We start from the raw sequence: 23,095 nt of genomic DNA, 5'->3' as shown, positions 1-23,095 counted from the left end.
CGTGGCATTTGCGCCGTGTTCGGGCCGAAAATCAGGCGGCGTCGCCCTTCAGCAGCGGGTCCAGGCGGCCGGCCTGATCGAGCGCGTACAGGTCGTCGAAGCCGCCGACGTGGGTCTCGCCCACGTAGATCTGCGGCACGGTGCGGCGGCCGGTGCGCTGCATCATGATCGCGCGCTGTTCCGGGTCGAGGTCGACGCGGATGCGTTCGATGTCGGTCACGCCCTTGGCTTCCAGCAGGCGCTCGGCGCGCACGCAGTAGGGGCAGCTTGCAGTGTGGTAGAGAACGACATGGGCAGTCATAAGCAATCCTTTCGTACGATTATTTGGTCACGGGCAGGCCGGCAGCCGTCCAGGCCGCCAAGCCGCCTTCCAGTGCGTAGACATCTTCGAAGCCGGCTGCCTGGAACTGGCGTACCGCCTTGTCGGCGCGGGCGCCGCTCTGGCACACCACGATCACGGTCTTGGTTTTGGCCTTGTCCAACTCGCCAATGCGATTGGCCAAGTCTGCCAGCGGAATGTTTTTTGCGTCGCGCAGGTGGCCCGCGGCGAACTCGTCGCTGCTGCGCACGTCGATCACGGCCGTGGCTTTGCCGCGGTTCATCATCTGGGTCGCCTGGAGTGCGGAAGCGCGGCGGCCGCGCGGGGCCAGCGCCGGCCACAGCAGGGCGCCTCCGGAAATCACGGCGATCGCTACAACAAAGATATGGTCTAGGATGAATTTCACGAAGTTTCCGTCGGTTGAACTGAATTGAATCGTCGCATTATAAAATAGAAGCTGAATCCGCATTCCTTCCCACTTTTATCCGATCCGAAGAGCTTATGTACAAAATCGTATTCATGCGCCACGGCGAGTCCACCTGGAACCTCGAAAACCGCTTCACCGGCTGGACCGACGTCGACCTGACCGAGAAGGGCGTCAACGAGGCGAAGACCGCCGGCCGCCTGCTGCGCGAAGCCGGCTTCACCTTCGACCTGGCCTATACCTCGGTGCTCAAGCGCGCCATCCGCACCCTGTGGCTGGCCATGGACGAGATGGACATGATGTGGCTGCCGGTCAAGAACGACTGGCGCCTGAACGAGCGCCACTACGGCGCCCTGCAGGGCCTGGACAAGGGCGAGACCGCCGCCAAGTTCGGCGACGAGCAGGTGCTGGTCTGGCGCCGCAGCTACGACACCCCGCCGCCGGCGCTGGAAGAGAACGACCCGCGCACCTCGTTCAAGGACCCGCGCTACGCTGGCCTCGACAAGAGCCAGATTCCACTGACCGAATGCCTGAAGGACACCGTGGCGCGCGTGATGCCGGCCTGGGATGAAGAAATAGCGCCGGCCATCCGCGCCGGCAAGAAGATCCTGATCTCGGCCCACGGCAACAGCCTGCGCGCCGTCATCAAGATGCTCGACAACATCAGCGACACCGACATCGTCGGCCTCAACATCCCGAACGGCACCCCGCTGGTGTACGAACTGGACGAGAACCTGAAGCCGATCCGCCATTACTACCTGGGCGACCAGGAAGCGATCGCGGCCGCGATGGCTGCCGTGGCCAACCAAGGGAAGGCGAAGTAACCTTGCCATTCCCTGCATTGAAGTCCGCCGGCAGTACGCTGCTGTGCGGCCTGCTGGCCTGTGCTCTGTCCATCGGGGCAGCGCATGCCGCGCCGCGCCAGACCGCGCGCAGCAAGCAGAAGGCCGAAGCCGAAGCCCAGCGCGCCGGCATCCAGCAAAAGCTGAATGCGCTGAAGAAGGACATCAGCCGTACCGAGAGCGAAAAGGAAGACGCGGCCGACGAGCTGGCCGAGTCGGAAGAAGCGATCTCGGACGCCAACCGCTCGTTGCGCGAACTGGCCGGCGAGCAGGCGGCAACGAATACCAAACTGCAGGATCTCGCCTCCCAGCAGGAGCGCCTGGTACAGACCATCGCCTCCCAAAAGCGGCAGCTGTCCAAGCTGTTGCGCGAACAATACGTGGCGGGGAATGAAGACCGCATCAAGCTGCTGCTGTCGGGCGACAACCCGAACCGCATCAACCGCGACCTGCAGATGATGGCCTATGTGTCGCAGGCCCAGGCCAAACTCCTGAGCTCGCTGCGCACCAACCTGGCGGCGGTCGAGGCCAACCAGGCCGAGACCCAGAACGCCAAAGACGAACTCGAAGAAATCGCCCAGGAGCAGCGCGACCAGAAGGCGCTGCTGGAAAAAGAAAAGGCCAAACACGCCTCGCTGGTCGCCAGTCTGTCCAGCAAGCTGGTGACCCAGCGCAAGGAAGCCAACAAGCTGGAGCAGGATGCCCAGCGCATGAGCGGCCTGGTGGATCGCCTGACGAAACTGATCCGCGAACAGGAAATCGCTGCCGAGAAAGAGCGCAAGCGCCAACAAGAACTCGCCGCCGCACGTGCCAAGGCGCAAGCGGAAGCCAAGGCGCGCGCCCTGGCCCGCGCCAAGGAACAGCAGGCCGAACGCGAACGCCTGGCGCGCGAAGCGGCCAAGGCCGGCAAGCCGTACAAACCGCCGCCACCGGTCAAGGAAGAAGAACCGCAGGTGGCCGAGCAGCCGGCGGAAACGAAGCCGGCGCCGAGGTCAGCCGACACCGCCCTGGCCGCCGACCTGCCGAGCGGCACCTTCGAGAGCCTGCGCGGCCGCCTGATGGCGCCGATCTCCGGCACCATCGCCGCCCGCTTCGGCGCCAAGCGCGCCGACGGCCCGGTGTGGAAGGGCATGTTCATCAAGGCCCCGGAAGGGACCGACGTGCGCGCCATCGGCCCGGGCCGGATCGTGCATGCGGCATGGATGCGCGGCTGGGGCAACATGATCATCGTCAACCACGGCGGCGAGTACCTGTCCATCTACGGTTTCAACGAAACCCTCATCAAACACGTGGGCGATTCGGTCAAGGCCGGCGAGGTCATCGCCAGTGCGGGCAGCAGCGGCGGTAACGGAGAATCGGGTCTATACTTCGAACTCAGGCATCTGGGCAAACCGATCGATCCGGCCGGCTGGGTCAAATTCTAGGAACAGCAATGGGCAACAAACTCAAGAATCTCGGTCTGGTCGGCATCGGCATGGTGGCCGGCGTGGCGGCCTCGGTCCAGTTCTCGGCGATGGCGCAAAAGAACGCGGAAGCGCCGCTGCCGCTTGACGAGCTGCGCCAGCTGGCCGACGTCTACGGCCTGATCAAGAGCGACTACGTCGAGCCGGTAGCGGACAAGAAGCTGCTGTCGGATGCGATCGCCGGCATGGTCGCCTCGCTCGACCCGCACTCGGTCTACCTCGACGAAAAGGATTTCGCCGAGATGCGCGAATCCGTGCAGGGCAAATTCGTCGGCGTCGGCGTCGAGGTGGCGATGGAAGACGGCTACGTGAAAATCGTCTCGCCGATCGAGGACACGCCCGCCTTCCGCGCCGGCATCAAGGCCGGCGACCTGATCACCCGCATCGACAACGTGCCGGTCAAGGGCCTGACCCTGGACGACGCCATCTCGCGCATGCGCGGCGAGCCGCACAGCAAGGTGATGCTGACCATTGCCCGCCGTGGCGCCGATACGCCCTGGGTGGTGCCGGTCGAGCGCGAAGAGATCCGCGTCGCGAGCGTCAAGGCCAAATTGGTCGAGCCGGGTTATGCCTGGCTGCGGATCAGCCAGTTCCAGGAAGAGACCGTCGATGAGCTTGCAGCCAAGGTCAAGGAACTGTACGCCCAGAACCCGAACATCAAGGGCCTGGTGCTCGACCTGCGCAACGATCCGGGCGGCCTGCTGCCGAGCGCGATCGGGGTCTCGAGCGCCTTCCTGCCGCAGAACGAAGTGATCGTCTCGACCAAGGGACAATTGCCGGAATCGAATACCACCTTCTACGGCCGCCGCGACTATTACGCCAGGCCGGGCGTCGATCCGCTGGCCAAGCTGCCGGCGGCCCTCAAGACCGTGCCGATGGTGGTGCTGGTGAATACCGGCTCGGCCTCGGCCTCCGAAATCGTGGCCGGCGCCCTGCAGGACTACAAGCGCGCCATCGTGATGGGCAGCCAGACCTTCGGCAAGGGCTCGGTGCAGACCCTGCGCCAGCTGACCGAGAACACCGCCGTCAAGCTCACGACGGCACGCTACTACACGCCGAAGGGGCGCTCGATCCAGGCGCTGGGCATCGTTCCCGACCTGAAAGTCGACGAAACCCCGGAAGGCGATGGCCTGAACGCGCTGCGCGTGCGCGAAGCCGACCTCGAACGCCATCTGTCGAACGAGGGCGAAGCCAAGCCGAACGCAGTCAGCGCCAAGCGCGACGAGCTCGAGGAAGAGCAGCGCGCGCTGGCCATCCTCAAAAGCGGCAAGGCGCCCGAGTTCGGCGGCAAGGACGACTTCCAGCTGGCCCAGGCCATCAACCACTTCAAGGGCCTGCCCGTGAAACTGGCCAAGGCCGACCCGCTCGACGACGCGCCGGCCCCGGCCAAGCTGCCGGGCACCGAGCAGAAGCCGCCCGAGGTGAAGGGCAGCCCGAAGAAGTGATCCGCCAGGATGGATGACCGCCAGCTGCTGCGCTACTCGCGCCACATCCTGCTCGACGAAGTCGGCATCGAAGGGCAGGAACGGGTGCTGGCGGCCCGCGTCCTGATCGTCGGCGCCGGCGGTCTCGGCTCGCCCGCTTCCCTTTACCTGGCCGCCAGCGGTGCCGGGCGCATCACCCTGGTCGACGACGACGAGGTCGATCTCACCAATCTGCAGCGCCAGGTCATGCACACCACGGCCCGTATCGGCCAGCCCAAGGTCGAGTCCGGCCGCGAGGCATTGATCCAGATCAATCCCGAGATCGAGGTCATTGCCCTGCGCGAGCGGGTTTCCGGCGAGCGCCTGCGCGAACTGGTCGCCGACAACGATGTCGTACTCGACTGCAGCGACAACTTCGCCACCCGCCAGGCCGTCAATCGCGCCTGCGTGGCGGCGCGCGTGCCGCTGGTGGCCGGCGCCGTGATCCGCTTCGACGGCCAGGTCTCGGTGTTCGACGTGCGCGACCCGGCCTCGCCCTGCTATGCCTGCCTGTTCCCCGAGGACAGCCGCTTCGAAGACGTGGCCTGCAGCACCATGGGCGTGTTCGCGCCGTTGGTCGGCGTGATCGGCGCCGTGCAGGCCGCCGAAGCCCTCAAACTGCTGGCCGGCTGCGGCCAGCCGCTGGTCGGGCGCCTCCTGCTGCTCGATGGCCGCCGCATGGAATGGACCGAGATGCAGGTCGGGCGCAACCATGCCTGCCCGGTCTGCAGCGCGCGCAACTAGCGATTCCGGCAGGCATTCTGGTAGCCTTCTCCCTGGCTTACAATTGGAAAGTCTTCCGAGTGACGGTTTTACACAATTCGGCCTTATACTAGTTCGATTATTTCGACTCTTTCGACCACCAACCATCATTATTTTATGCAGAACATTTCGCATCGTATGCAGCGGCGCCGCCAGAGCGGTTTCACCCTCGTCGAGATCATGGTCGTCGTGGTCATTATCGGCATTCTCGGCATGCTGGTCGTGCCCAAGCTGCTGGGCCGTACCGGCGAGGCGCGCGTGACCGCCGCCAAGACCGACATCGCGACCCTGATGCAGGCGCTCAAGCTGTATAAACTGGACAACCAGCGCTATCCGACCACCGAACAGGGCCTGACCGCGCTGGTGCAGAAGCCGACCACCGGCCCGGCCGCCAACGGCTGGAAAGAAGGCGGCTACGTCGAAAAGCTGCCGAAAGACCCGTGGGGCAACAACTACCAATACCTGCAGCCTGGTCTGCATGGCGAAATCGATGTGTTCTCGCTGGGCGCGGATGGCCAGCCGGGCGGCGCCGGCGAGGATGCCGACGTCGGCTCCTGGGACAAATAAGCGGAGTCCTCCAGCAGTCTGAGGAGAATCAAGCCCGATGATCAAGCACGCGCGTACCCGCGGCTTCACGCTCGTGGAGATCATGGTCGTGATGGTCATCATCGGCATCACGCTGGGGCTGGCCTCGCTCAACGCCATGCCCAACCCGCAGCAGGACCTGCAGGCCGAAGCCCAGCGCCTGACCCTGCTGCTGCAGCTGGCCCGTGACGAAGCGATCGTGCGCAACCGCCCGGTCACCTTCGAGGCCACGCCCGAACGCTACCACTTCCTGGTCCGCAACGAGACGCGCTGGGACCTGATTCGCGGCGACGATCTGCTGCGCGAGCGCGACTTCAAGAACGGCCCGCTGACCCTGCTGCTGGATCCGGCCAGCGCCGGCACCGTGAATCCGCTGCGCATCACCTTCGGCCGCGAGCCGGTCGACAAGCCCTTCGTGCTGGTCCTGGCGACCGGCGGCAACCGCGTCGCCATCCGCGCCGATGGCGTCGGCCATTTCACCGTCGAATGAAGGCCGCCATGAACCGCAGCACGTCGATATTGCGCTCACGTGGATTCACGCTGCTCGAGGTGCTGGTGGCCCTGGTCATCGTCGGCACGGCGCTCGGCGCCGGCCTGCGCGCGGTCGGCAGCCTGACCGCCAACAGCAGCGGCCTGCGGACCTCGATGATGGCGACCTGGTCGGCCGAGAACCGCCTCGTGCAGATCCGCCTGGGCAAGGAATTCCCGGAAATCGGCAAGCGCGGCTTCGATTGCCCGCAGGGCGACCTGCACCTGGTCTGCCAGGAAGAAGTGTTCTCCAGTCCGAACCCACGTTTGCGCCGCGTCGAAGTCTCGGTTTTCGACATCGAAAATCCGAACCGCCGCATCGTCAAACTGGTCCAACTCGTGCTGAGGCCGCGTCTATGACTTCCAAGCCGATGCGACAAGGCGGTTTTACCCTGGTGGAGTTGCTGGTGGCGATCAGCATTCTCGCGATCGTCGCCGTGCTCGGCTGGCGCGGACTGGACGGCATCATCCGCGCGCGCGTGGCCCTCACGAACCAGATGGAAACCACGCGCGGCATGCAGCTGGCCTTTGCGCAGATGCAGAGCGACTGCGAGCACATCGCCGGACGCGACGTGCTCGACCGCCGCCCGTATCTGCTGACGGGTACCGACCGCTTCACCCTGGTGCGCGAGGTGTTTACCGAAAACCAGCCCTCGCGCCTGCAGGTGGTGGCCTACCGTATCGTCAACGGCACCCTGGTGCGGCGCGAGTCGCCAGGCGTGCGCGACCTGGTCCAGCTCGACGGCCTGTGGCAGGCCGCGGTCAGCGACACCGACACCAGCGGCGCCGTCGCGCTGCAGACCGGGGTGGCGGGCATGCAGATCCTGACCTGGGAGAACAAGGCATGGCGCCAGTCGACCAGCGCCGCCACCGCCGGTAATGCCGCAGCGGCGGCCGCGGCTGCAGGCGGGGGCCAGGCCCAGCAGCAGGACCCGAATACCGTGCCGCTGCCGCCCACCGGCATGCAGGTGGCGCTGCAGGTGCAGGGGCAGCAAGTACCCATGACCAAGTCTTTCCTGCTGGGGGAACCATGAGCCGGCCACGCATGCGGGGACTACGCCAACGCGGCGTCGCCGTCATCACCGCGTTGCTGCTGACCACGCTGGCGATCTCCATCGTCGCCAGCCTGTTCTGGCAGCAGCAGGTGCAGGTGCGCTCGATGGAAAACCAGCGCTTGCACCTGCAGACCAAGTGGATCCTGCGCGGCGCCCTCGACTGGGCCAGCCTGGTGCTGTTCCAGGACGGTCTCGACCACCGCGATTTCACCGCCCTCGACCACGTCTGGGCCACGCCGCTGGCCGAAACCCGGCTCGACCAATACATCGAACGCGAACGGGTCGAAGGAGAAAATTTCGACGCGACCTTGTCGGGTAATATTATCGACGCCTGCTCGCGTTACAATTTACGCAATCTCGCCGACAAGGGCATGGTGGACACCCAGCAGACGGAAGTGTTCGGCCGCCTGCTGCGCAACCTGCAGATGGACCAGCAGCTGGCGGGGCGGGTCGCCGCCTTCGTGGCAGCCGGCCAGCCGCTCGAGGCGCCGGTGCCGGAGGGTGGGGCGCCGAATCCCGATGGCACGGGCGGTGGTGGGGGCGGTGCGGCAGGCGCTGGAGGCGCAGGCGGCGCAGGAGCAGGAGGCGCTGCGGGCGGCACCGGCGGCGTGCCGGCGACGACGCAGCGCGCGGCGCGCAGCAGCGTGGCTGGCTCGCCGATCAAGTTCCTGGCGGTGGACGACCTGCTGACGGTGCCGGGCTTCACGCCGGCCATGGTCGAGCGCCTGCGGCCCTTCGTGATCGTGCTGCCGGAGGTGACGCCGGTGAACGTCAACACGGCCCCGGCGGAAGTGCTGGCGTCGCTGATGCCGAACATGTCGGTGTCGGAGGCGAACTCGCTGGTCGTGCGGCGGCAGCGCGCGGCCTGGCGGGACATGAATTATTTTTCGTCGGAAATCGGAGAAAGCAGGCCGATCACACCCGGCGCGGCAGGCGTAAGAAGCGACTGGTTCCTGGTGAACAGCCGCATCCGCCTGGACCGCGCGGCCCTGGATGCCGAAGCGCTGATCCACCGCTTCCCGACGCTGATTGCCGGTGGCGGCACACAAGTGGTCTGGATCCGCCAGTACTAAAAAATAGAAAGCGAGACGGTTTGAGTACACTTTATATCCGGCATCCCGCCCGTGCGGAAGGCGAGCATGCGCTGAGCCGCTTCGCCCTCGTCAATGACGGCGGCGTCATCGAGCAACAGGGCGAAGGTCCGCTACGCAACCTGGGCGACCTGGTCGGCACCAGCCGCCGCGTCGTGGTGCTGCTGGCCGGCGCCGACGTCAACCTGCTGCAGGTGCAGGCCCCGCCACTCACAGGCGCGCGCCTGAAGTCCGCCTTGCCCGCGCTGGTCGAGGAACACATCCTGGGCGACCCGGCCGACCACGTGCTGGTGGCTGCGCCCCAGCAGCCGGACGACAGCCGCCCCATCGCCGTGGTCGACCGCGACTGGCTGGAAGCCATCGTGCGCAGCCTGCTGGCGCAGGGCGCGCGCAGCGTGAGTGCCGTGCCGGCCCAGTTGTGCCTGCCCTTGCAGCCGGGCAGCGTCTCGGCCGCCATCCAGGGCACCGAGCTGACCCTGCGCCAGGGCCTGTTCCAGGGCTTCGGTCTGGCGCTCGACGCCGTCCCGGCCGTGGTGCTGCAGACCGCGCGCGCCTTCAGCGGCGATGCCCCGCTGGTGCTGTACGTGCCGCCCGCCCAGCTGGGCGAATACCAGACCCTTGCTGCGGAAGCCGGGCCCGGCATCACGCTGGAAGCCGACGACTGGGCGCACTGGATCGCCGGCTCGAAGACCACCGCGCTCGACCTGGTGAGCGGCCTCGGCGCCGCCGGCAGCCAGCCGCGCGACTGGCGCCGCTGGCGCTGGCCGATCCGCCTGGCGCTGCTGGTGCTGGCGGTCAACCTGATCGGCCTGAACGTCGAATGGCTGCGCCTGAAGCGCGAAGCCGACACCATCCGCCAGTCGATGACCCAGACCTTCCGCTCGGCCTACCCGAACCAGACCACCATCCTCGACCCGGTGGCCCAGATGCGCCAGAACATCGCGCGCGCCCGTGCCAGCACCGGTGAAGTGGCGCCCGACGAATTCACCTACATGGCGTCGGCGTTCGGCGAAGCTACGCGTTCGCTCGGACGTCAACCCGGCATTGCGTCAATCGAATACCGCGAACGCGCGCTATCGGTCAAAGTCAAACCCGATACCGTCGACCCTGGTTTGACGGGCCAGCTGCGCAGCGCCCTCGCGCAGCGCAACATGAGCCTCGATGAAGCCGCCCCGGGCAGCTGGGTGATCCGCAGCACAGGAGCCAAGCAATGAGTCTCGCCACCACCATCGCCCAATACCGCGAGCGCGCTACCGCCATGTGGCTCGCGCGTACCGAACAGGAACGGCGTTTCCTGGGCGTCGGCGGCGCCGTCGTGCTGCTGGCGCTGCTGTACATGATCCTGGTCGACCCCGCCGTCGAAGGCCGCGCCCAGCTGCGCCGCACCTTGCCCCAGCTGCGCCAGCAGGCCGCCGAGCTGCAGGCCATGGCCCAGGAAGCGGGCAAGCTGGCCGCCGCGCCGAGCACCCAGGTCACCCCGCTCACACGGGAAACCGTCAGCACCAGCCTCAGCGGCCGTGGCCTGACGCCGCAATCGCTGTCGATGACGGGCGAATACATCAAGCTGCAGCTGAATAACGTGTCCTTCGCCAACCTGGCGACCTGGCTCGACGAACAGCGCCGCGCCAACCGTGTGCTGGTACAGGACGCCGTCGTTACCGCCTTGCCGGTGGCCGGACAGGTCGACGCCAGCATGACGCTGCGTCAGAACACCGGCGCCGCCCAATGAAGCGAGCACTGCTGTGGATCGGGCTGACCGTGCTGGCGGTCGCCGTCACGGTGCTGCTGTTCCTGCCGGCCGCCTGGCTGGGCCCGATGGTCGAGCGTCAGACCGGCGGGCGTTTGACTCTGGGAGATGCGCAAGGTACGCTCTGGCGCGGCTCAGCCTTTGTGGGCGGCGCCCCGGGCGAGGGCGGATCGGTCACGCCGCTGCTGCCGGGCCGCTTCAGCTGGCGGCTGTCGCCGCTGGTGCTGTTCGGCCAGGTGAGCATGGACCTGGCCAACGACAAGGCGCTGGCGCAGCCGGTGCGCATCAGCGGCAGCTGGTCGCAGTGGCAGGTCAGCGCCGGCGAACTGCTGCTGCCGGCCGAGGGTCTGGCCGGGCTGGGGGCGCCGCTGAACACGCTGGCGCCGTCGGGCACGATCAAGCTGTCCTGGAACCTGCTGGACATCGCACGCCAGGGCCAGACGGTGGCGGTGCAGGGACGGACCGTGCTGTCGCTGACTGACATGGGGTCGCGCATGAGTCCAGTGAAACCGCTGGGCAGCTATGAAGTGGCGATGGATTGGCGCGGACAGCAGGCCGACCTGGCGCTGCGAACCGTTCGCGGTGCGCTACTGCTCTCTGGAAGTGGTACTCTGCAAAATGGCCGTCTGCGCTTCTCGGGCCAGGCGTCGGCAGCTGAAGGATATGAAGACACGCTGGGCAACCTGCTCAACCTGCTGGGACAACGGCGTATGGTGAACGGCAAGAACATAATCGCATTAGAGTTCAGATAATGAAAAACACCCCGCAAACCCCGGCCCTGCGCCGCATCGCCGCACGTGTCATGCTCTGCTGCGCCGTTTTCGGCGCGGTTCCGCCCGCACCCGCGTTCGCCCAGGACGGCAATGGCGCCGCACTGAATTTCGTCAACGCCGACATGGAATCGGTCATCAAGGCGGTCGGCCACTACACCGGCATGACCTTCATCATCGACCCGCGTGTCAAAGGGACGCTGACCCTGGTGTCGGAGCGCACCCTGAGCAAGGCCCAGGCCTTTGCCCTGCTGACCTCGGCGCTGCGCCTGCAGGGCTATGCGGTGGTCACCGGCGACGGCTATGCGAAGGTAGTGCCGGAAGCCGAGGCCAAGCTGCAATCCTCGCCGACCCAGGTCGGCGTCGGCGGCTCCAAGGTGCGCGGCGACCAGGTCGCGACCCAGGTCTACCGCCTGCAGCACGAATCGGCGGCCAACCTGACCGCGGTGCTGCGCCCGCTGATCTCGCCGAACAATTCCATCATGGCCGACCCGGGCAACAACAGCCTGGTCATCACCGATTACGCCGACAACCTGCGCCGCCTGTCGAAGATCATCGCCGCCCTCGATGCGCCCTCGACCGGCGACCTCGACGTGGTGCCGATCCGTAACGGCATCGCCAGCGACGTCGCCACGCTGGTCACGCGCCTGATGGAGCCGAGCCCGGGCGGCGACGCCGGCCGCGTCACCGTGCTGGCCGATCCGCGCACCAATGCCGTCATCGTGCGCGCTCCCTCGGCGGCGCGGGCGAACATGGCCAAGAGCCTGATCGCCAAGCTCGACCAGCCGACCACTGAACTCGGCAATATCCACGTGGTCTACCTGAAGAACGCCGACGCCAGCAAGGTCGCGCAAACCCTGCGCGCCGTGGTGTCGCAGGACGCCTCGGCGGTGCCGGTGCAGCAGCAGGGCACCTCCGGCGGCTCGATCCAGTCCAGCGCCGCTGGCGGCACGGGTGGGCTCGGCGGCCAGCAGGGCCAGCAGAGCAGCATCGGCATGGGCGGTACCGGCAACACTGTCAGCCAGCAGGGCCAGGCCACGGCCGGCGGTGCCGGCGGCGGCCAGGGCTCCGGCTTCATCCAGGCCGACATCTCGACCAACAGCCTGATCATCACGGCGCCGGATGCGGTCTACCGCAACCTGCGCGGCGTCATCGACCAGCTCGACGTGCGCCGCGCCCAGGTCTATATCGAGGCCCTGGTGGTCGAGGTGACCTCGAACAAGGCCTCTGAATTCGGCGTGCAGTGGGTCGGCATCACCGGCGACGACAGCAGCAAGTACCGCGTCGGCGGCCTGCAGTCGTTTACCAACGGCACCAACAACAACCTGATCAACCTGGCTGCAGCGGCGGCTGGCGGTCTGAGCGGCTCGGGCAGCACCGGCAGCACCGGCGGCAGCAGCCTGCCAACCCTGGGTGGCCTGTCGATCGGCCTGTTCCGCCAGATCAATGGCCAGCTTGGCCTCGGCGCGATCGCTAGCGCACTTGAAAATACGGGGAACGCCAACATCTTGTCCACGCCGAACATGATCACGCTGGATAACGAGCTGGCGACGATCAAGGTCGGCCAGAACATCCCGATCATCACCGGTTCGTTCACGACCGGCGCCAGCGGCGCCAGCAACCCGTTCCAGACGGTCGACCGCAAGGACGTGGGCCTGCTGCTGAAAGTGCGCCCGCAGATTTCGGAAGGCGGTACGATCAAGCTCTCGATCTACCATGAGAACTCGGGCATCGACTCGACCACGAATGCGTCGGGCATCATCACCACCGTGCGCGCCATCGAAAGCAATGTGCTGGCCGACGACGGCCAGATCATCGTGCTGGGCGGCCTGATCTCGGACGACGAGGGCGACACCGAACAGAAGGTGCGCGGCCTGGGCGACATCCCGGTGCTGGGCAACCTGTTCAAGTACAAGTCGCGTACCCGTAACAAGCGCAACCTGATGGTCTTCCTGCGTCCCGTGGTGGTGCGCAGCAAGGAACAGAACACCAGTATTTCCATGGACCGCTACGAGCTCATGCGCGCAGCCGGCGCCACCAGCCAGCCGAGCGACGATTCCATCCTGATTCGTAATCTTGGCGCGCCGATGCTGCCTCCTTTGAACAACAATGGCCAGCCGCCTGCGGGCGGCTCGATGGCCACGATGCCGCCGCCGGCGCCGGTCGCGCCGCGGCCGGGCGCCGCCACGGGGCCGGGCACGGTGCAACCGGCTCAGCCGGGCCAGCGCCAGCAGCCGGAATACCGTCCGGTGCAGCCCCAGCCCGAATACCGGCCGGCATCGCCGACGCAGAACTGAAGATCATGAATAACCTGTTGCCCTACGCATTTGCACGCGACTACGGCGTGCTGGCGCGTTCCAACGGCGACCCGTCGCAGGCCGTCGAAGTCCTGGTCTCGAACGCGACCAAGCCGGCCGCGATCGCGGAAGTCTCGCGCCGCTTCGGACGCATCGTGCTGCACCGCATGGACCGCGCGGAACTGGAAGCGGCCATCGCCGCCGCCTACGCGAATGCCGGCGGCGACGCCTCCCAGGTCGCCGACGAGTTCGACTCCGACCTGGATCTCACCAAGCTGCTGCAGGACGTGCCGGCGATCGAGGACCTGCTGGAATCGTCCGACGACGCTCCGGTGATCCGCATGATCAATGCGCTGCTGACGCAGTCGCTGCGCGAAGGTGCCTCGGATATTCACATCGAGCCCTTCGAACAGACCTCCGTGGTGCGCTTCCGCATCGACGGCGCGCTGCGCGACATCGTGCGTCCGCGCAAGGCGATCCACGCTTCGCTCATTTCCCGTATCAAGATCATGAGTCAGCTGGACATCGCCGAAAAACGCCTGCCGCAGGACGGCCGCATCACCCTGCGCGTGGGCGGCAAGCCGGTCGACGTGCGCGTCTCGACCCTGCCGACCGGCCACGGCGAACGCGCGGTGCTGCGTCTGCTCGACAAGGAAGCGGGCCGCCTCGACCTCAGCCACCTGGGCATGAGCGAAGACCTGCTGCCGCAGTTCGACAAGATGATCAACCAGCCGCACGGCATCGTGCTGGTCACGGGCCCGACCGGTTCCGGTAAAACCACCACGCTGTACGCCGCGCTGTCGCGCCTGAACGCCTCGACCACCAACATCATGACGGTGGAAGACCCGATCGAATACGACCTGGCCGGCGTCGGCCAGACCCAGGTCAATGCCCGCATCGACATGACCTTCGGCAAGGCCCTGCGCGCGATCCTGCGCCAGGACCCGGACGTGATCATGATCGGCGAGATCCGCGACCTGGAAACCGCGCAGATCGCGGTGCAGGCGTCGCTCACCGGCCACCTGGTGCTGGCTACCCTGCACACCAACGACGCCGCGTCGGCCGTGACCCGTCTGCTGGATATGGGCATCGAGCCGTTCCTGTTGTCCTCAAGCCTGCTGGGCGTGATGGCGCAGCGCCTGGTGCGCAAGCTGTGCTCCTACTGCAAGCAGGAAGAGGCCCCCGGCCGCTGGCGCGCGGTCGGCTGCGACCGCTGCGGCCATACCGGCTACCACGGCCGGGTCGGCGTCTACGAACTGCTGGAAACCAACGAGCAGATCCGCGCGCAGATCCACAACCAGGTATCGGAAGCCGAGATCCGCGACGCCGCACTGCGCTCCGGCATGCGGACCATGCACGACGACGGCGAACGCTGGGTACGCGAAGGCGTCACCACTGAAGCCGAGCTGTTGCGCGTGACGAAGGCCGCCTGATGCCGGCCTTCCGCTACGAAGCCGTCGACACCGGCGGCGTTACCCGCAAGGGCGTGCTGAACGCCGACAGCCCGCGCGCCGCCCGCGCCGACCTGCGCCTGCAGGGCCTGACGCCGCTGGCGGTCGAGGCCATCGCTGCCCAGGTCGACGAGAGCGGGGCGACGAAATCGCGCGGCTTCGGCGAGCGCCTGTCGCAGGTCGAACTGGCCCTGTTCACGCGCCAGCTGGCCAGCCTGCTGGAAGCGGGATTGCCGCTCGAACAGGCGTTTACAGCGCTGCTGGAACAGGCCGAGCGCCCCTACATGCGCGACCTGATCGCCTCGATCCGTTCCGAAGTAATGGGCGGCTCGTCCTTTTCCAGCGCGCTGTCGCGGCATCCGCGCGACTTTGCCGAGATTTACCGGGCGCTGGTCTCGTCCGGCGAACAGATCGGCCAGATCGCGCGCGTGCTGGCGCGCCTGGCCGACTACATCGAGCGCCGCAACGCGCTGGTGCAGCGGGTCCGCCTGGCATTTACCTACCCGGCCATCGTCACTGTGGTCGCGTTCGCCATCGTGATCTTCCTGCTCACCTATGTGGTGCCGCAGATCGTCTCCGTGTTCGCCAACACCAAACAAAAACTGCCTTTCCTGACCATCATGATGCTGGGCGTGTCGAACTTTACGCGCGCTTACGGCATCTACGTCGGATTGGCGATCATCGGCGCCTGGATCATGTGGCGCCGCGCGCTGCGCAATCCGGCGCTCAAGCTGCGCTGGCATGCCTGGCTGCTCGACGCCCCGGTCTACGGCCGCTTCGAGCGCAGCCTGAACACGGCGCGCTTCGCCAGCACCTTGGCGATCACCACCGGTTCCGGCGTGCCCATCCTGCGCGCGCTCGAGACCAGCCGCGACACGCTGTCGAACGTGGCCATGAAAGGCCTGGTCGAGCATGCGACCGCCAGCGTGCGCGAGGGCGTCAGCCTGGCGCGCGCCTTGTCGGTACAAAAGTATTTTCCGCCAATGCTGGTGCACATGATCCGCGCCGGCGAGATCACCGGCGAATTGCCGGCCATGCTGGAGCGCGCCGCCGATTCCCAGCAGGCCGATCTGGAACGCCGCGCGCTGACCATCGCCGGCCTGCTCGAGCCGGTGCTGATCCTGGCCATGGGCCTGGTCGTGCTGCTGATCGTGCTGGCGGTGCTGATGCCGATTATTGAAATCAACCAGTTGGTGCGCTGACAAGGACACTGATGAACAAGCGTTTGCCCTTACTTTTGAGCCTGTTGGGCGTGATCTTGCTGGCGGCTTCGCTCGCCTACTGGATCCTGCAGCTGTACCAGCCGCCGCAGCGTCCGATCGCCGCGGTGCCGCACAACAGCATGCCGGACCCGTCCATCGATGCCGCCGCGACCCTATTCGGCGGCCAGATCGCCACGGCCAGCGCCACCAGTTACCAGCTGACCGGCATCGTCTCGGCCGGGCGCGAGAGCGTGGCCATCATCGTGGCCGAGGGTTCGCCGCCGAAGGCGCTGATGGTGGGCAAGGAACTGGTGCCGGGCATTACCCTGGCCGAGGTGCACCCGCGCTACGTGATGCTGTCCGATGGCGGCGTCATGAAGCGGCTCGACCTGGCGGCGGACAACAAGCCGGCCGCGGCGATGGGCGGTCCGGGCGTTGCGGCCGTTCCTGGCAATTCCGCAGCGGGCGCGATGCCGGCCACACTTGCGCCGGGCGCAACAGTGCCGGAGCCGCCGATGTCGCCGGGTGCGGTGCCGCAGCAGCCGCCGCAGAACCAGGAATTTGCCAGCCCCGGCGACGTCGGCCAGCATGAAGCGCCGCCGCCGGCCAACCCGAACAGCGCACCCGCCAGTCTCAACAACCCGAACAATCCGAACGCGAACAATCCGGCCCCGGCGCCGGTGCAGATGCCGCCGCCGACCCGTCCGGCCGGTAGCCCCGTGGGCGGCCAGGCGCCGCAGACGCAGTAAATAAGAGCGTCTAACAAGACCCTCAGGGCAAGGCGCATCGTCGAAGACAGTACGCTAGTACGGCGAGACGATGCAACGCCGCCATGGGGTCTTGTTAGGCGCTCTTAACGGCGCAATGCCGTAAATGCGGAAAACTCCCACGAGCGGAACCCCACCAGCAGGGTAAAGCCGTCGCGATCGTTCGGCGCCAGGCGGCGGTCGTTGCGGTGCAGCCGGGCCAGTTCGCCGGCCAGCTGATGCACTTTTTCCGCCAGTTCGCCGGCGCTGGCCAGCGACAGGCGCGCAGGCAGGCACATCAGCGCCTCGCCCGGGCCGTCGAAGCGGCCGTCGAAATAATCCCCCACCACGTGTTCCCGGAAGTAGCGCTGCACCGGACCGTCCGGCAGCCAGCGGAAAGCGTTCGAGACGCGCAGGCTGTAGCGGTTCAGGGGTTTCAGCTCGATCAGGCCGAGACGGTCCAGCTCGGCCAGCAGGCCGATGCATTCGGGTTCGGTCAGGCGGTAGGTCTCGATGATCTGTTCCAGGCTCCAGTGCCCGAGGCAGCAGATCGCCATCAGCAGCAGGTGCGGTTTGGCGATCAGCGAGGTTTCCTGGGGGAGCGTCAGGGTGTCGGCCTGGGGACGGGCGTCGGCCGCGCGGCGCAGCACGTCTTCCAGCGCAATGCCGGCAGCCTGGCAGATCTGGGCCAGGCGGGATAGGGTCATGTCCTTCTGGCCGAACATGCGCTTGATACTCGACTCGCTCATTGCAATGCGGTCGGCCAGCATCTTGTAGGTGATGCCGGCGGCGCGCAGTTCGGCGCGCAGGACGTCCAGAACCATGTCGGGGGAGCTCATGGGTTCTGTACTGTACAGAAGAAGGGCTCTCCTGTCACTCGTCGTCGGGCGTCAGCTTGACCTTCTTGAGTGCGCGCTTGGCGGCTTGCCGTTCGCTGGACAGCGGCTTCGTGTGCGAGCCGGCCGCGCGCTGCTTGGCGAAGCCGGCGAACGGGTTGCGCGGCTTGAGCGGCGCCGGATCGACGCGCAGCATCATCCTCTGCCGGGTTGCAAGCGCCTTGTTCGCCATCTTCGCCTCCTTCTCTACTTAATTACAGTACATAACGCGACAGGTCTTCGTTGACCGCCAGCGCATCCAGCCGCTCGTTGACGTAGGCAGCGTCGATCACCAGGGTCTGGCCCGACTTGTCGGTGGCCGAGTACGAGATTTCCTCGAGCAGCTTTTCCATCACCGTGTACAGGCGACGCGCGCCGATGTTCTCGGTGCGCTCGTTGACCGAATAAGCGATCTCGGCCAGGCGATGGATGCCGTCCGCCGCGAATTCCAGCTTCACGCCCTCGGTTTCCAGCAAGGCCTCGTACTGCTTGGTGAGACTGGCGTCGGTCGAGGTCAGGATGCTCTTGAAGTCTTCCACCGACAGCGCTTCCAGCTCGACGCGGATCGGGAAGCGGCCCTGCAGCTCCGGAATCAGATCCGAAGGCTTCGACAGGTGGAACGCGCCCGAGGCGATGAACAGGATGTGGTCGGTCTTGATCATGCCATATTTCGTGTTCACGGTCGTGCCCTCGACCAGCGGCAGCAGGTCGCGCTGCACGCCGGCGCGCGAGACGTCGGCCCCGCCATGCTCCGAGCGCGAGGCGATCTTGTCGACCTCGTCCAGGAACACGATGCCGCTCTGTTCGACGGTCTGGATCGCCTTCTGCTTCATCTCGTCTTCGTTGACGAGTTTCGCCGCTTCCTCGTCGACCAGGATCTTCATCGCGTCCTTGACCTTCATCTTGCGCGGCTTCTTGCGGGCCGCGCCGACGCCGGCGAACATCGACTTGATCTGCTCCGTCATTTCTTCCATGCCCGGCGGCGCCATGATGTCGACCTGGGGCGCGGCATCGGCGACCTCGATCTCGATTTCCTTGTCGTCGAGCGCGCCTTCGCGCAGGCGCTTGCGGAAGGTCTGGCGGGTGGTGTCGCCGTCCTTGGCTTCGGCGCTGGCGACGTTGAAGCCGAAGTCGCGCGCCGGCGGCACCAGGATGTCGATCACGCGGTCTTCGGCGGCGTCCTCGGCGCGCTGGCGGCTCTTCTTCATTTCGCTGGCGCGGGTCTGCTTGACGCCGATGTCGATCAGGTCGCGGATGATGGTGTCGACGTCGCGGCCGACGTAGCCGACCTCGGTGAACTTGGTCGCCTCGACCTTGATGAAGGGCGCATCGGCCAGCTTGGCCAGGCGGCGCGCGATCTCGGTTTTACCCACGCCGGTCGGGCCGATCATGAGGATGTTCTTGGGCGTGATCTCGTGGCGCAGGGGCTCGTCCACCTGCTGGCGGCGCCAGCGGTTACGCAGGGCGATCGCCACCGCGCGCTTGGCCTTGCCCTGGCCGACCACGTGCTTGTCGAGTTCCGAAACGATTTCGGAAGGAGTCATGTTCATATGATGATTGTTCATTACAGCGTCTCGACGATGTGGGACATGTTCGTATAGATGCACAGCTCGCCTGCGATGGTGAGCGCCTTCTTGACCACCTCGGCCGGGGCCAGGTCCGTGTTTTCCTGCAGGGCCTTGGCGGCCGACTGCGCGTACACGCCGCCCGAGCCGATCGCGCCGATGCCGTCCTCGGGTTCGAGCACGTCGCCGTTGCCGGTGATGATCAGGGTTTTCTCGCGGTCGGCCACCAGCAGCATCGCTTCCAGTCGGCGCAGCACGCGGTCGGTGCGCCAGTCCTTGGCTAGCTCGACCGAGGCGCGCAGCAGGTTGCCCTGGTGCTTTTCCAGTTTGGCTTCGAAGCGGTCGAGCAGGGTGAAGGCGTCCGCGGTGCCGCCGGCGAAGCCGCACAACACCTTGCCCTGGTACAGCTTGCGCACTTTGCGGGCCGAGCCCTTCATGACGACGTTGCCCAGGGTAACCTGGCCGTCGCCGCCGAGCGCGACCTGTTCGCCGCGCCGCACGCTCAGAATGGTCGTGCCGTGAAATTGTTCCATAGTTGCCTCGTGGTTGATTGCTCACCGAACGTGGGGCTACTTCACTTAATTACAAGAACAAACTGATGGGTCAGTGCGGAACGGGTATTCAGTACTTGTGCGCGTAAAGACGCGCCTGTTCTCCCACGCCCAGCAGGCGCAGCAGGGCGGCCACGAGGTGGTTCAGGTCGCGCAGCTCGATGCTGCGTTTGTCAGCCTCGCCGTCCTTGCTGTCGGCCAGCTGGCGCAGGCGGGCGGCGAGGGCGTTGGCCGCCGTGTAGTCGATGCGGGCCAGGCGCGAGCAGTCGAGCACCAGTGCGGCATGCTGTCCGGCATAGGCCGAGATCGCATCCAGCAGGGCGGCGCCGGGGCCTTCGACCAGGCCCGGCAGCAGGAAGCGGTCGCCGGTGACGGTGTTGGGGCCGCTGCTGGCGCCCACGCTGACGGCGGCGCGCGCCGGCGCCTCGAACGAGGGCGGCGAGACTTCGAAGGTGACGCAATAATCCATTGCCGTCTCCTCGAAATCCTTTTCGCGGTTCATCAGGAGCAGCAGTTCGAGCAGCAGCAGCCAGGGCGCTTCGCCGGCGCCGCGGTCGCCGATCGTGAGCATTGGACGCAGCACGGCAATCAGGTGGTCGGCGCCGGCCACCACCAGCTCGCGGCCGGCGCGGCGCAGGGTCTGCAGAGCCTGCAGCAGGACCGCGCAGCCTTCCGGCGTGGCCGAGGCGATGGTGCTGAATTCCAGCCGCACCAGCGGCAGCGTCGACGCCAGCACGCGCGCCAGCTGGGCGCCGGCAGTGGCGTCGAGCTGGCCGGACAGGGTGGCGGTCGGGGTCACGCCGGCAAAGGCTTGCTCTGCCTGCGCCGCCGGTCCCGCGGGCGGCGCGAAGGCCGGAGAATAGGCCGGCGGCGAGGTCTCGAAATGGCTGGCGTAGTCGATCGCAATGCTTTCGAATTCGGGCTCGCGGCCGCTGGCCTGGTAAAGGTCGAACAGCATCCACCAGGGCTGGCGCTCGTTGCGGCAGGCGCCGTCCAGGCAGGCGCGCAAGGCCGCTTCGGCGGCGTCGAACTGGCCGTTGGCATACAGGATCGCGGCTTCCTCGACCGCCGGCGCGCTGGAGGGCGCGATGGCGGTATCCGGCATGCCTTCTTCGACCAGCAGGTCGGCCGTGTTCAGGTCGAGCAGGGGCGCGCTGGGCGCACCGGACGCCACCGCCGGGGCGCGCCGGTTGCCGGCCCAGGCATGGTCGTCGAAGATGTCGTTGGCCATCTCCAGCTCGATCTCGTCGATCTTGGCGGCGGTGGCGCGCGCGATCTCGCGCTGGCGCTCGCGCTCGGCTTCGGTGTCGAGCGGCATGCGGGTGGTGGGGGCGAACATGCTGACCGGGTCGATCAGCTCGGGACGCGGGCGAGCGCCGGCCCGCGCCTGGGGCGCATCGTTCTTTTTCTTGAGGAAGGAAAAGAGTCCCACGTCGGTCCTTGTACCCGTTTTCACCGGTCGAGACAGTAGCACGGCGGCCCGAGGCGCATGGCGCGCACGCCTGAGCTGCGTCAATCAATCGGCAAGCCGACGCTAGTGTATCCCATGGGAAATATATTTGGCGCCCAAATAAAAAAAGCATGCGGAGAACGCATGCTTTTTTCGGGTCAGCCTGTCACGGTTCAATCGCCGTACAGTTTCTGCTTCAGTTCGCGGCGCTGCTGCGCTTCCAGCGACAGCGTGGCGGTCGGGCGGGCGATCAGGCGCGCTACGCCGATTGGCTCGCCGGTCTCGTCGCACCAGCCGTACTCGCCGGATTCGATGGCCGCCAGCGACTGCTGCACCTTCTTGAGCAGCTTGCGCTCGCGGTCGCGGGTACGCAGCTCGAGCGCGTGCTCTTCCTCGATCGTGGCGCGATCGGCCGGGTCCGGCACCAGTACCGTTTCACGCAGGTGCTCTGTGGTCTCGCCGGCGTTTTTCAGCAACTCTTTTTCGAGTTCCTGCAGGCGGTTCTTGAAGAACGCCAGCTGGGCCGGGTTCATGTAGTCGTCGTCGCTCATCGCCCGAATCTCTTCTTCCGTCAGGAGGCGGTCTTCGGGCTGCGCCACGGTATTCGGTTTCGTTGTTTTAGTCATGACTTCACTTACCTTTGATACGACAGAGTTTCCATTTTATCAGCTTACTCAGCGCTTACTCCTGTTGCGTCGTACACGCTGGTTCGCTGCCGTAACGGCGGGCTTGGACACCCCGCCTTGTTCAGTCGTTCAACTACCGGATTGCAGAACCGGAGTAGTTTATACCAAACATTGTTCCAATCCTCGGATAAAGACATCTTTTGGTAAATTTTTACCAATAAACACCATTTTGCTGCCGCGGGCTTCCTGATCGCCCCACTTTGCACCCAGGTCGCTGCCCATGATTTGATGCACGCCTTGGAATACCACCTTCCGGTCCGCGCCCGCCATCAAGAGTACGCCTTTATAGCGCAACATGTCGGGGCCAAACACTTGCACCATGCTGCCAAGGAACTGGTCGAGGCGTTCCGGATCGAAGGCGCGCTCGCTCTTGAAGACGAAGGCAGCGATGTCGTCGCTGTGGTGGCCATGGTGGTGGTCGTGGCTGTGGTCGCAGGCCTCGGTGTGCACGTGCTCATGGTCGTGATCGTGATCGTGATCGTGGCCATGCTCATGGGCTTCGTCGGCGGTCAGGAAGGCGGGGTCGAGTTCCAGCTTGTCGTTCAAGTTAAAACCGCGCAGGTCGAGCACTTCCTGAATCGGCGCGCGGCCGAAGTCCGAGGTGCTGATCGGCGCACGCGGATTGATGCGGCGGATGCGTGCCTTCAGTTCCTCGAGCGCGGCAGCGTCGACCAGGTCGGTTTTGGAGAGCAGGATCTTGTCCGCGAAACCGACCTGGCGCTGGGCTTCTTCATGGCGGTCCAGCTGGTCCATGGCATGGCGGGCGTCGACCACGGTCACCACGGCGTCGAGCAGGTAGTGGGCGCCCACTTCCTCGTCGACAAAGAAGGTCTGCGCCACCGGGCCGGGATTGGCGAGGCCGGTGGTTTCGATGACGACGCGGTCGAAGTGCAGCTCGCCGGCATCGCGCTTGGCGGCCAGCTTGCCCAGCGCGACGATCAGGTCTCCGCGCACGGTGCAGCAGATGCAGCCGTTGTTCATCTCGACGATCTGTTCGCCCGAATCCTGCACCAGGATTTCGTTGTCGATGTTTTCCTGGCCGAATTCGTTCTCGATGACGGCGATGCGCAGGCCGTGGTTTTCCTGCAGGATGCGGTTGAGCAGCGTGGTTTTACCGGCGCCGAGGAAGCCGGTCAGGATGGTGCTGGGGATCAATTCCATATTTCGCTATCCGATCTAAGTAGGCCGTCCGGCGGCCGAGAATCGGGGGATTATGCCGGAAT

The 23,095-nt window shown here is 66.1% G+C and carries 25 protein-coding genes; 16 read left to right on the top strand and 9 right to left on the bottom strand.

Annotated features, from left to right (window positions below; translation table 11 throughout):
* Positions 1 to 31 precede the first annotated feature (31 nt).
* Both grxC and AC07PE_RS16180 read right to left on the bottom strand, forming a co-directional pair.
* On the bottom strand, positions 32 to 301 hold the full coding sequence (gene grxC, locus AC07PE_RS16185) for a glutaredoxin 3 (protein ID WP_498766226.1): 270 nt from the start codon (positions 299 to 301) through the stop codon (positions 32 to 34).
* 19 nt (positions 302 to 320) lie between these two features.
* Positions 321 to 725, bottom strand: coding sequence for a rhodanese-like domain-containing protein (locus tag AC07PE_RS16180; protein WP_498766224.1), 405 nt, complete (start codon positions 723 to 725; stop codon positions 321 to 323).
* Between the two features lie 95 nt (positions 726 to 820).
* Here AC07PE_RS16180 and gpmA point away from each other — a divergent pair, with 95 nt between their 5' ends.
* From gpmA to AC07PE_RS16100, 16 genes are all read left to right on the top strand, one after another.
* The gene (gene gpmA, locus AC07PE_RS16175; RefSeq protein ID WP_498766222.1) at positions 821 to 1,567 is read left to right on the top strand and encodes a 2,3-diphosphoglycerate-dependent phosphoglycerate mutase; all 747 of its coding nucleotides are present in this window, start codon (positions 821 to 823) and stop codon (positions 1,565 to 1,567) included.
* Positions 1,568 to 1,608: 41 nt separating this feature from the next.
* Positions 1,609 to 3,009 (top strand): murein hydrolase activator EnvC family protein, encoded by a 1,401-nt coding sequence (locus AC07PE_RS16170; RefSeq protein WP_498767120.1) that lies wholly within the window; start codon positions 1,609 to 1,611, stop codon positions 3,007 to 3,009.
* A gap of 8 nt (positions 3,010 to 3,017) precedes the next feature.
* A complete protein-coding gene (locus AC07PE_RS16165) occupies positions 3,018 to 4,493 on the top strand; it encodes a S41 family peptidase (RefSeq protein ID WP_498766220.1) in 1,476 nt (491 codons plus the stop codon).
* A 9-nt stretch (positions 4,494 to 4,502) separates the two neighbouring features.
* Entirely contained in the window at positions 4,503 to 5,255 is a 753-nt protein-coding gene (locus tag AC07PE_RS16160; protein WP_498766218.1) for a HesA/MoeB/ThiF family protein, read from the top strand.
* Positions 5,256 to 5,390: 135 nt separating this feature from the next.
* Positions 5,391 to 5,840, top strand: coding sequence for a type II secretion system major pseudopilin GspG (gene gspG, locus AC07PE_RS16155; protein WP_498766216.1), 450 nt, complete (start codon positions 5,391 to 5,393; stop codon positions 5,838 to 5,840).
* 37 nt (positions 5,841 to 5,877) lie between these two features.
* A complete protein-coding gene (locus tag AC07PE_RS16150) occupies positions 5,878 to 6,348 on the top strand; it encodes a GspH/FimT family pseudopilin (protein ID WP_498766214.1) in 471 nt (156 codons plus the stop codon).
* Between the two features lie 8 nt (positions 6,349 to 6,356).
* Positions 6,357 to 6,746, top strand: coding sequence for a type II secretion system minor pseudopilin GspI (gspI, locus tag AC07PE_RS16145; protein ID WP_498766212.1), 390 nt, complete (start codon positions 6,357 to 6,359; stop codon positions 6,744 to 6,746).
* Positions 6,743 to 7,420, top strand: a complete 678-nt coding sequence (locus tag AC07PE_RS16140) for a PulJ/GspJ family protein (RefSeq protein WP_498766210.1) — start codon at positions 6,743 to 6,745, stop codon at positions 7,418 to 7,420. The genes gspI and AC07PE_RS16140 overlap by 4 nt, the downstream gene beginning before the upstream one ends.
* Positions 7,417 to 8,514 (top strand): type II secretion system minor pseudopilin GspK, encoded by a 1,098-nt coding sequence (gspK, locus tag AC07PE_RS16135; RefSeq protein WP_498766208.1) that lies wholly within the window; start codon positions 7,417 to 7,419, stop codon positions 8,512 to 8,514. The genes AC07PE_RS16140 and gspK overlap by 4 nt, the downstream gene beginning before the upstream one ends.
* Before the next feature lie 20 nt (positions 8,515 to 8,534).
* A complete protein-coding gene (gene gspL, locus AC07PE_RS16130) occupies positions 8,535 to 9,746 on the top strand; it encodes a type II secretion system protein GspL (RefSeq protein ID WP_498766206.1) in 1,212 nt (403 codons plus the stop codon).
* Complete coding sequence (locus tag AC07PE_RS16125) at positions 9,743 to 10,261, top strand: type II secretion system protein M (RefSeq protein WP_498766204.1); 519 nt, start codon at positions 9,743 to 9,745, stop codon at positions 10,259 to 10,261. Before gspL ends, AC07PE_RS16125 begins: the two co-directional genes overlap by 4 nt.
* Positions 10,258 to 11,031 carry a type II secretion system protein N gene (gspN, locus tag AC07PE_RS16120; RefSeq protein ID WP_498766202.1) on the top strand — a complete coding sequence of 258 codons (774 nt, stop codon included), beginning with the start codon at positions 10,258 to 10,260 and terminating at the stop codon, positions 11,029 to 11,031. Before AC07PE_RS16125 ends, gspN begins: the two co-directional genes overlap by 4 nt.
* Positions 11,031 to 13,346, top strand: coding sequence for a type II secretion system secretin GspD (gene gspD / locus AC07PE_RS16115; RefSeq protein WP_498766200.1), 2,316 nt, complete (start codon positions 11,031 to 11,033; stop codon positions 13,344 to 13,346). The genes gspN and gspD overlap by 1 nt, the downstream gene beginning before the upstream one ends.
* Before the next feature lie 5 nt (positions 13,347 to 13,351).
* A complete protein-coding gene (gene gspE / locus AC07PE_RS16110) occupies positions 13,352 to 14,779 on the top strand; it encodes a type II secretion system ATPase GspE (RefSeq protein ID WP_498766198.1) in 1,428 nt (475 codons plus the stop codon).
* Positions 14,779 to 15,999, top strand: a complete 1,221-nt coding sequence (gspF, locus tag AC07PE_RS16105; RefSeq protein WP_498766196.1) for a type II secretion system inner membrane protein GspF — start codon at positions 14,779 to 14,781, stop codon at positions 15,997 to 15,999. Before gspE ends, gspF begins: the two co-directional genes overlap by 1 nt.
* 11 nt (positions 16,000 to 16,010) lie before the next feature.
* On the top strand, positions 16,011 to 16,748 hold the full coding sequence (locus AC07PE_RS16100; RefSeq protein WP_498766194.1) for a type II secretion system protein N: 738 nt from the start codon (positions 16,011 to 16,013) through the stop codon (positions 16,746 to 16,748).
* A 104-nt stretch (positions 16,749 to 16,852) separates the two neighbouring features.
* Here AC07PE_RS16100 and AC07PE_RS16095 read toward each other — a convergent pair whose 3' ends face one another.
* The 7 genes from AC07PE_RS16095 to AC07PE_RS16065 all read right to left on the bottom strand — a co-directional run bounded on the left by AC07PE_RS16095 (position 16,853) and on the right by AC07PE_RS16065 (position 23,033).
* Positions 16,853 to 17,584, bottom strand: a complete 732-nt coding sequence (locus AC07PE_RS16095) for a helix-turn-helix domain-containing protein (protein WP_498766192.1) — start codon at positions 17,582 to 17,584, stop codon at positions 16,853 to 16,855.
* A gap of 34 nt (positions 17,585 to 17,618) precedes the next feature.
* On the bottom strand, positions 17,619 to 17,813 hold the full coding sequence (locus tag AC07PE_RS16090) for a hypothetical protein (protein WP_498766190.1): 195 nt from the start codon (positions 17,811 to 17,813) through the stop codon (positions 17,619 to 17,621).
* Between the two features lie 22 nt (positions 17,814 to 17,835).
* Positions 17,836 to 19,170 (bottom strand): ATP-dependent protease ATPase subunit HslU, encoded by a 1,335-nt coding sequence (gene hslU / locus AC07PE_RS16085; RefSeq protein ID WP_498766188.1) that lies wholly within the window; start codon positions 19,168 to 19,170, stop codon positions 17,836 to 17,838.
* A gap of 14 nt (positions 19,171 to 19,184) precedes the next feature.
* Positions 19,185 to 19,718: an ATP-dependent protease subunit HslV gene (hslV, locus tag AC07PE_RS16080; protein ID WP_230025057.1), complete on the bottom strand. Its 534-nt coding sequence runs from the start codon at positions 19,716 to 19,718 to the stop codon at positions 19,185 to 19,187.
* An 88-nt stretch (positions 19,719 to 19,806) separates the two neighbouring features.
* Complete coding sequence (locus AC07PE_RS16075) at positions 19,807 to 21,168, bottom strand: STAS domain-containing protein (RefSeq protein WP_498766186.1); 1,362 nt, start codon at positions 21,166 to 21,168, stop codon at positions 19,807 to 19,809.
* A gap of 191 nt (positions 21,169 to 21,359) precedes the next feature.
* Complete coding sequence (dksA, locus tag AC07PE_RS16070) at positions 21,360 to 21,812, bottom strand: RNA polymerase-binding protein DksA (protein WP_230025053.1); 453 nt, start codon at positions 21,810 to 21,812, stop codon at positions 21,360 to 21,362.
* Between the two features lie 159 nt (positions 21,813 to 21,971).
* Complete coding sequence (locus AC07PE_RS16065) at positions 21,972 to 23,033, bottom strand: CobW family GTP-binding protein (RefSeq protein ID WP_498766184.1); 1,062 nt, start codon at positions 23,031 to 23,033, stop codon at positions 21,972 to 21,974.
* Positions 23,034 to 23,095 lie beyond the last annotated feature (62 nt).

The organism is Telluria sp. GW821-FHT07G12 (assembly GCF_059418525.1).
Note: the sequence above shows the minus strand (reverse complement) of the source record. Positions and strands in the feature narration are given on the sequence as shown.

Bases quoted from the DNA above. Each gene is read 5' to 3' on its own strand.
- gspD (WP_498766200.1), top strand. From the start codon at position 11,031: ATGAAAAACACCCCGCAAACCCCGGCCCTGCGCCGCATCGCCGCACGT.
- gpmA (WP_498766222.1), top strand. From the start codon at position 821: ATGTACAAAATCGTATTCATGCGCCACGGCGAGTCCACCTGGAACCTC.
- gspG (WP_498766216.1), top strand. From the start codon at position 5,391: ATGCAGAACATTTCGCATCGTATGCAGCGGCGCCGCCAGAGCGGTTTC.
- gspF (WP_498766196.1), top strand. From the start codon at position 14,779: ATGCCGGCCTTCCGCTACGAAGCCGTCGACACCGGCGGCGTTACCCGC.
- hslV (WP_230025057.1), bottom strand. From the start codon at position 19,718: ATGGAACAATTTCACGGCACGACCATTCTGAGCGTGCGGCGCGGCGAA.
- AC07PE_RS16065 (WP_498766184.1), bottom strand. From the start codon at position 23,033: ATGGAATTGATCCCCAGCACCATCCTGACCGGCTTCCTCGGCGCCGGT.
- dksA (WP_230025053.1), bottom strand. From the start codon at position 21,812: ATGACTAAAACAACGAAACCGAATACCGTGGCGCAGCCCGAAGACCGC.
- gspI (WP_498766212.1), top strand. From the start codon at position 6,357: ATGAACCGCAGCACGTCGATATTGCGCTCACGTGGATTCACGCTGCTC.
- AC07PE_RS16140 (WP_498766210.1), top strand. From the start codon at position 6,743: ATGACTTCCAAGCCGATGCGACAAGGCGGTTTTACCCTGGTGGAGTTG.
- hslU (WP_498766188.1), bottom strand. From the start codon at position 19,170: ATGAACATGACTCCTTCCGAAATCGTTTCGGAACTCGACAAGCACGTG.
- AC07PE_RS16165 (WP_498766220.1), top strand. From the start codon at position 3,018: ATGGGCAACAAACTCAAGAATCTCGGTCTGGTCGGCATCGGCATGGTG.
- grxC (WP_498766226.1), bottom strand. From the start codon at position 301: ATGACTGCCCATGTCGTTCTCTACCACACTGCAAGCTGCCCCTACTGC.
- gspK (WP_498766208.1), top strand. From the start codon at position 7,417: ATGAGCCGGCCACGCATGCGGGGACTACGCCAACGCGGCGTCGCCGTC.
- AC07PE_RS16150 (WP_498766214.1), top strand. From the start codon at position 5,878: ATGATCAAGCACGCGCGTACCCGCGGCTTCACGCTCGTGGAGATCATG.
- AC07PE_RS16095 (WP_498766192.1), bottom strand. From the start codon at position 17,584: ATGAGCTCCCCCGACATGGTTCTGGACGTCCTGCGCGCCGAACTGCGC.
- gspE (WP_498766198.1), top strand. From the start codon at position 13,352: ATGAATAACCTGTTGCCCTACGCATTTGCACGCGACTACGGCGTGCTG.
- AC07PE_RS16125 (WP_498766204.1), top strand. From the start codon at position 9,743: ATGAGTCTCGCCACCACCATCGCCCAATACCGCGAGCGCGCTACCGCC.
- AC07PE_RS16160 (WP_498766218.1), top strand. From the start codon at position 4,503: ATGGATGACCGCCAGCTGCTGCGCTACTCGCGCCACATCCTGCTCGAC.
- gspN (WP_498766202.1), top strand. From the start codon at position 10,258: ATGAAGCGAGCACTGCTGTGGATCGGGCTGACCGTGCTGGCGGTCGCC.
- AC07PE_RS16100 (WP_498766194.1), top strand. From the start codon at position 16,011: ATGAACAAGCGTTTGCCCTTACTTTTGAGCCTGTTGGGCGTGATCTTG.
- AC07PE_RS16090 (WP_498766190.1), bottom strand. From the start codon at position 17,813: ATGGCGAACAAGGCGCTTGCAACCCGGCAGAGGATGATGCTGCGCGTC.